Annotated in this window: 7 protein-coding genes; 5 read left to right on the plus strand and 2 right to left on the minus strand. The window is 70.4% G+C overall.

Features of this window, described 5'->3' with window-relative positions; translation table 11 throughout:
• A partial coding sequence (locus tag VMR86_03830; GenBank protein HTO06164.1) for a decaprenyl-phosphate phosphoribosyltransferase occupies positions 1-395 on the plus strand: 395 nt, incomplete at its 5' end.
• A gap of 27 nt (positions 396-422) precedes the next feature.
• On the plus strand, positions 423-1,463 hold the full coding sequence (gene gmd / locus VMR86_03835) for a GDP-mannose 4,6-dehydratase (GenBank protein ID HTO06165.1): 1,041 nt from the start codon (positions 423-425) through the stop codon (positions 1,461-1,463).
• Between the two features lies 1 nt (position 1,464).
• On the opposite strand, the gene VMR86_03840 is transcribed toward gmd, so the two are convergent.
• Complete coding sequence (locus VMR86_03840; GenBank protein ID HTO06166.1) at positions 1,465-2,136, minus strand: EpsI family protein; 672 nt, start codon at positions 2,134-2,136, stop codon at positions 1,465-1,467.
• Positions 2,133-3,122: an exosortase/archaeosortase family protein gene (locus VMR86_03845; protein HTO06167.1), complete on the minus strand. Its 990-nt coding sequence runs from the start codon at positions 3,120-3,122 to the stop codon at positions 2,133-2,135. Before VMR86_03845 ends, VMR86_03840 begins: the two co-directional genes overlap by 4 nt.
• Before the next feature lie 114 nt (positions 3,123-3,236).
• Between VMR86_03845 and VMR86_03850 the strand changes: the two genes are divergently transcribed.
• From VMR86_03850 to VMR86_03860, 3 genes are all read left to right on the plus strand, one after another.
• The gene (locus VMR86_03850) at positions 3,237-5,444 is read left to right on the plus strand and encodes a polysaccharide biosynthesis tyrosine autokinase (GenBank protein ID HTO06168.1); all 2,208 of its coding nucleotides are present in this window, start codon (positions 3,237-3,239) and stop codon (positions 5,442-5,444) included.
• Positions 5,445-5,459: 15 nt separating this feature from the next.
• Positions 5,460-6,491 carry a sugar transferase gene (locus tag VMR86_03855; GenBank protein ID HTO06169.1) on the plus strand — a complete coding sequence of 344 codons (1,032 nt, stop codon included), beginning with the start codon at positions 5,460-5,462 and terminating at the stop codon, positions 6,489-6,491.
• 57 nt (positions 6,492-6,548) lie between these two features.
• The coding region (locus VMR86_03860) for a polysaccharide biosynthesis/export family protein (protein ID HTO06170.1) at positions 6,549-6,923 on the plus strand (375 nt) is incomplete at its 3' end.

Genomic DNA, 6,923 nt, shown 5'->3' on the forward strand with positions numbered 1-6,923 from the left:
ACCCGTCGAACTGGCTGCTCCTGTGTTCGTCGACGCTGGCGCTGTTCATCTCGCTCGCCAAGCGGCGCAGCGAGCTGGCGCGCGGCATGGACGCCGCCCACCGGCCGGCGCTCGAGGGTTACTCGGTCGCCTATCTCGATCAGGCCATGACCGTGACCGCGGGCATGATCCTGATCGCCTACGCGCTGTACTGCATCGAGGCGAGCGTCCTGATCTCGGGCCGCGAGTTCGCCTCGCTGCCGTTCGTGGTGTTCGGGGTGTTGGAGTATCTTCGGCTGGTGCAGGTGCGAGGGGAGGGCGGCTCGCCGATCGACCTCTTGCTGGCCTCGCCCGCGATCGTGGTCTGCGGTCTCGGCTGGACCTTGGCGTCGTTCTGGAGCGTGGGTCTGCCCTGAGGCAGAGGCGAAGGGAGTGATGGAGCCATGAGCAGGAAGGTCGCGCTGATCACCGGAGTCACGGGCCAGGATGGCTCCTACCTGGCGGAGCTCCTGCTCGACAAGGGCTACGAGGTGCACGGCATCGCGCGGCGCACGTCGCTCTTCAACCGCACCCGCATCGACCCCGCACGCGAGCGCGCGCTGGCGGCGGGCAAGGTCTACGAGCTGCACTACGGCGACATGGGTGACTCGTCGAGCCTGAACCGGATCGTGGCGCTGGTGCGCCCGACCGAGGTCTACAACCTGGCCGCGCAGTCTCACGTGGCGGTGTCGTTCGAGCAGCCCGAGTACACCGCCGACGTCGACGGCACCGGTGTGCTGCGCCTGCTCGAGGCGCTGCGCTCGAACAAGGTCGACGCGCGCTTCTACCAGGCCTCGACCTCGGAGCTCTACGGCCAGGTCGAAGAGACGCCGCAGACCGAGAGCACGCCCTTCCACCCGCGCTCGCCCTACGGCGTGGCCAAGGCCTACGCCTTCTGGATCGTGAAGAACTACCGCGAGGCGTACCGCATGCACGCCTCGAACGGCATCCTGTTCAACCACGAGTCACCGCGGCGCGGCGAGAACTTCGCCTCGCGCAAAGTCACGCTCGGGCTGGCGCAGATCGCGGCCGGCAAGCTCGCGGTGCTGCGCATGGGCAACATCGACTCGAAGCGCGACTACGGCTACGCGCCCGACTTCGTGGAGATGATGTGGGTCATGCTGCAGCAGCCCGCGCCCGACGACTTCGTGGTGGCCACGGGCGAGACCCACTCGATCCGCGAGTTCATCGAGCGCGCCGCGCGCGTGTGCGGCTGGGAGCTGGTGTGGTCGGGCAAGGGCACCGACGAGAAGGGCCGCGACCGGCGCACGGGCAAGCTCCTGGTCGAGATCGATCCGCGCTTCTTCCGGCCGGCGGAGGTCGACCTGTTGCTCGGCAATCCCGCCAAGGCCAAACGCAAGCTCGGCTGGGAGCCGCGCGTGCGCTTTCCGGAGCTGGTCGAGATCATGATGAAGGCCGACCTCGAGGGCGTCGGCGGCCGCTGAGTCACTGACTCGCTGACTCCCGCGTCGTGGCGCCGCGCACCGCGGCGCGCACCGGCTCCGCCAGCTCGCGCGCCAGCGCCCCGAGCTCGGCCTCGGCCGCGGGCACGGCGTCGGGTACGCTCGGCAGCACGCGCGTCGAGAGCCGCACGAACGCGTAGCGCGAGCGGCCGGCGATGCCGTCGAGCGCGCGCAGCCACGGCTCGACCCGGGGCGCGGCGGGCCAGCGCTCGGGTGGCTGGAACCAGTACAGCACCAGCTCCTCGGAGGGACCCTGCGTGGCGGCCAGGTAGTGCGCGTGCAGCCGGTCGCCCGAGGCCAGGTCGAGCTCGCGGTCGTGCAGCCCCACCACGTCCCAGCCCTGCGCCGGGTAGCAGACCTCGGGGTCATGCGCGCCGCTCGCGCCCACGCCGTCGTAGAACGCCACGTAGGCCCAGACGGGCGCACCGTCCGGCCGGGCGTACAGGCGAAACACGTAGGCCTCGGGCGAGAGCATCGCGCGCACGTCCTCGGGCAGCGCGTCTTCGCGGTCGAGCGCGAATTCCCCCAGCCGGGCGGGAATGCGCGCCGGCTGGAACTCGTGCAGGTTGCGCGCGCGCGCCCGCGCCCAGGCGAAGCTCAAGAGCGGCAGCGAGAGGCACACCAGCACGAGCGCGAGCGAGGCGGAGCGCTTCACCGCAGCCCCCGCGCGACCGCGAGCAGCGCCAGCGCACCGAGCGCGAACGTGGCCAAGCCGAAGCTCTCGTGCAGCGCGCCCTGCGCCCACGACTCACCGAAGCGAGTCACGAGCCATACCGTCAGAATCACGCGCGCGATGTTGCCCCCGACCGCGAGCGGCACCACGCTGGCCACGATCGCGGCGCGCCGCCACACGCCGCGCGCGGCGAACGTCGCCACCACCACGGCCAGCGGGAAGAGAGTCACGATCGAGCGCAAGCCCGAACACGCGTTCGCGACGAACAGCTCGTGACCGGGCACGAACAGCCGGCTGCCCTGACTCGCGACCGCTACGCCGCCCAGCTGGAGCAGCGCGACCGACGTCTGGATCACCAGGGCTTTCAGCGCCAGCAGCAAGCCTTCCAGAAGAAAGTCCGGAGGCGGAATCATGAAGGCGAGAAAGCCGATCGGCAGCGCGAGCGCGCGCAGCAACGCCTGGCCGCCGAGCGCGTATGCCGTCGCAGCGAACAGCGCGAGCACGCCCACCCCGGCGACCGTCCCGCTGTCGGCCAGGACCCCCAGCGACTCGAGGGCTGCCGCCGCGAACACCCACAGCGGGCCCCAGCGCGGCACTTCCCCGAGCTGTATTGCGTGGCGAATCTGCGGCCTGCGAGCGAGGCAAAGTGCCGCGCTCGAAGCTGGAACGAGGTAGCCGTATCCCAGGTACTCGGAGCCACTCCAGACGAACGAGAGCAGCCGCAGCCCGGGAACCACCGCCAGAGCCAGGACCGCGAGGCAGGCGAGGCGCAGCGCAGGGACCGCTGCGTCTATCTCCGTGGATCGCTCTGCCACCCCTCCGCCATCGGCGCCGGCCGCGCCGCGCTTGGGTTGTGGCCGGGATCGTAGCCCGATGAGCGCCCGGGCACCCGAGGGTGACGAACCGCCAAAAAGCGGTAGCCGATCGGTCATAGTTGCCGGTGACGCGATCACGGGCCGCACGGGCATGGTGCCCGCGCGATCAGCCAATCGCGCGGGTAGGGTGCCAGCGCGATTACTGGTCGGGGGAAGTGGTATGGCGGTTGCTAATATCGCGATCCGAGGGCCCGGGAGGCGCCGGCGATGCGCGACGAACTAGAGACGGAGGGCGGACCCGAAGAGCCCGACTCCCAGGAGTTCGACCTGCGCCCGATCCTCGAGTTCCTGCGGCGGCGCCGGCTGATGGTCGCGCTGATCGCCGTTCCGTTGCTGATTCCCGCCACCATCTTCCCGTTCACGCTGAAGCACTTCTACCAGGCGACCGCGACCGTCGCGATGGAAGCCACGCCCAAGGTGCTCGACTTCGGCGGAGACCCGCTGCCAGGCCAGCTGGCCGATCGCACCGGCGCCGCGCTCGCCGACTCGATGACTACGCTCGTGTACTCCGACGCGGTGCTGGGTCAGGTCGTCGACCTCCTGCCCGCGGGCAACAACATTCTGAAGCGCAACGTGCTCGACTTCGCCAAGGCGGTGATCCGCGGCGAAGACATCGACGGCTGGCACATCACGCCCGAGCAGGACCGCGCGCTCCGGATCGAGAGCCTTCGCTCCAACCTCGAGGTGTACCTGGCGGGCGGCGGCTCGTACCTGCGCATCCAGGCGCGCGCCGACAACCCGGCCGGCGCGACGTTCCTCGCGAACTCGGTGGCCGACGCTTACGTGCGGCACCTGCAGAACGAGCGCGACTCGGCGTCGCGCCGCGCGATGACCTTCCTCAACCAGCAGATCTACGAGCTGCGCCAGCAGATCGCGGACAAGGAGAGCGCGAGCGGGGAGCTGGTGTCGCGCAACGGTGTCTCGCCGAGCGCGGTCACCAAGTCCGAGGACGGCGGCAGCAGCAGCGGGCTCACCAGCGTCGACACCTCGCTGCAGACCGCGCGCATCGAGCTCGTAGCCGCGCGCCAGCGCCTGGCCGAGATGACGCCGCGGGCGTCGGCCAACACTGACTCGGCGCAGGATCGCGAAGTGCGCCGCATGCGCGAGGAGTACCAGGCCGCTGCTGCCGCGCTCGAGTCGGCGCGGCTGCGCTTCACGCCGACCCACCCCGAGGTGAAGCGGCTCGAAGCGGTGGTGGCGACCCTGCAGCAAAGGCTGGTCGACGCGGGCGCGAGCGATGCCCGGCCGCTCACTCCCGCCGAGGAAGCCGAGTACATGGCCCTGCGAGCCGAGGTCGCGCACCTCGACGCGAAGGTGCGCGCGCTCGAGAAGGCGCGCGACGATCTGGTGGGCGACGGCGGAGAGAAGAGCGAGGCGCTCTCGCGCTACAAACGCCTGCAGAGCGAGCTCGACGTCGACCAGCAGATGCTCGAGGTGCTGATGAAGCGCCGCAACGAGTCACTCCTGTCCGCCGCCGACAAGCACCCCGGGGCCACGGTGCTCGACTACGCGGTCGCGCCGTTGTTCCCCGCGGGCCCGAGCCGGCGCAAGTATCTGATCATGGGCTGGGCGGCCGCGTTCGCGCTGGGCGTGCTGGCCGCGGTGCTGCGCGAGCTGCTCGACCGCCGCGTGCGCGACACCGACGCGGTCGCGCGCGCGCTCGGCGTGCCCGTGCTCGGCATGATTCCCCAGGTCCAGGACAAGAAGGTCGTGCCCGAGCACCAGACCGGCCGCGCCACGGGCTCGGTCGCCTCGGAGAGCTACCGCAACCTGCGCACCTCGATCCTGTTCGCGATGCGCAACCTGAAGCTGCACTCGATCCTCGTGACCAGCGCGATCGCGGGCGAGGGCAAGACCACCACTTCGGTCAACCTGTCGAGCGCCTTCGCACGCATGGGCCGGCGCGTGATCCTGATCGACGCCGACCTGCGCCGCGCGCGCGTCGACCGCGTGTTCGGGATCGCCCGCTCGCCCGGCCTCTCCGAAGTCCTGCAAGGCCGGGCGCGCCTGGACGAGTGCATCCAGCGGCCCGAGAACACCTCGTTCGAGGTGCTGGCCGCGGGCGAGACACCCGAGAACCCCTCCGAGCTCCTGGCCTCGAATGCCTTCGTGCAGGTCATGGCGGACCTGAAGAGCGAGTACGAGCTGGTCGTGCTCGACTCACCCGTGCTGCTCGCCGTGCCGGATGCGCTCCTGCTGGCGGCCGACGCCGACGGCACGCTGCTCGTGCACAAGCCCGGCTCCGTCGAGCTGCGCGCGCTGCGCCGCATGCGCGACGACCTGCGCCGCGCCGGCGCGCGCGTTCTCGGCGTGGTCTTCAACCGGGTCGATACGAAAGACCCGGCCGTCTACTCCACCTACATGGCCTCGCCCTACATCGAAGGCACGAAGCGGGGCCGGACACCCCGGGCGTAGCGAGCGAGCCCGCCGATGGCCCCCGTCGTCAGAAGCAACCCCTCGGATCGGCTGCTGAACGCGCTGATCCTCGGCACGGGCGAGCGGGCGCGGCGCATCGCGCGCAGCCTCGAGGGCGACCCGCGCGAACGCACCCGCGTGTGCGGCTTCCTCGACGACGACCCTTCCGACGCCGACCGGCGCGAGCTGGGGGAAAAGTATCTCGGCCGGCTGGACCGCCTGCCCGAGATCGCTTCGCGCTCGGCGGTCGACTGGGTGATCTTCGGCCTGCCGCGCCGCTTCCTGGCCCACGACTCGACCGCCAATGCGATCGGTCTGTGCGAGACACTCGGCATCGACCTCACGATTCCCGTCGACCTGTTCGACACGCGCGCCGCGCACGTGGTGCGCCGCGACGTGGCCGGGCTGCCGGCGATCTCGTTCTCGGTGCACGGGCGCCGGCCGGTCTGGCAATTCGCCCTGAAGCGCGGGGTGGACATCGCGGGCGCGCTGGCCGCGCTGGTGGTGACCGCGCCGGTCTGGCTGGCGGTCGCGCTGGCCGTGAAGCTCGACTCACCGGGCCCGATCTTCTTCGTGCAGCCGCGCTGCGGCCGCTACGGGCGCGTCTTTCCGTTCTTGAAGTTCCGCACCATGGTGACCGACGCCGAGGCGCGCAAGGCCGAGCTGCGCGAGCTGAACGAGAAGTCGGGGCCCGTGTTCAAGATCCAGCGCGACCCGCGGGTCACGCGCGTCGGCCGCGTGCTGCGCAAGTATTCGATCGACGAGCTGCCGCAGGTGCTGAACGTGCTCATGGGTCACATGAGCCTGGTGGGTCCGCGGCCGCCGGTGCCGGCCGAGGTCGAGAAGTACGAGCTCGACCACCGCGGCCGACTCAGCATGCGCCCGGGCATCACCTGTCTGTGGCAGGTCTCGGGCCGCAACGAGATCGAGTTCGAGGACTGGGTGAAGCTCGACATCGAGTACGTCGAGCGCTGGTCGCTGCTGCTCGACCTGCAGATCCTGCTCGCCACGTTCCCCGCCGTGATCTCCGGTCGCGGCGCGAGCTGACACGACCCGCGCGCGAGCTACACTGGAAAGCGACAAGAGGGAAGAGGGGGTACCGACTTGATTCGAGACACTCGCACCGCCGTGCTCCTGCTCGCCGCACTGTGCGCCGCCTGCGCCACCAGCGCCGGCCATCCGGGCATGCCCTCGCTGCAGGCCGAGTACCACCTGGCGCCGCCGGACGTCATCGTGGTCACCGTACGGCCCGAGCCCGAGATCAAGCGCGAGCTCGTGGTCAGACCCGACGGACGCGTCTCCTTCGACCTGATCGGCGACGTTGACGTGCGCGGGCGCACGATCGACGACGTGCGCGCGGAGATGACTCGCCGGCTGAAGGAGTTCATCGTTCAGCCCGACGTCACCGTCACGCTGTTCAAGTCGGAGAGCCGCACCTTCTACATCTTCGGCGAGGTCAGTCGGCCCGGCGCCTACCCG

The organism is Myxococcota bacterium, assembly GCA_035498015.1.
Classification (GTDB): Bacteria; Myxococcota_A; UBA9160; order SZUA-336; family SZUA-336; genus VGRW01.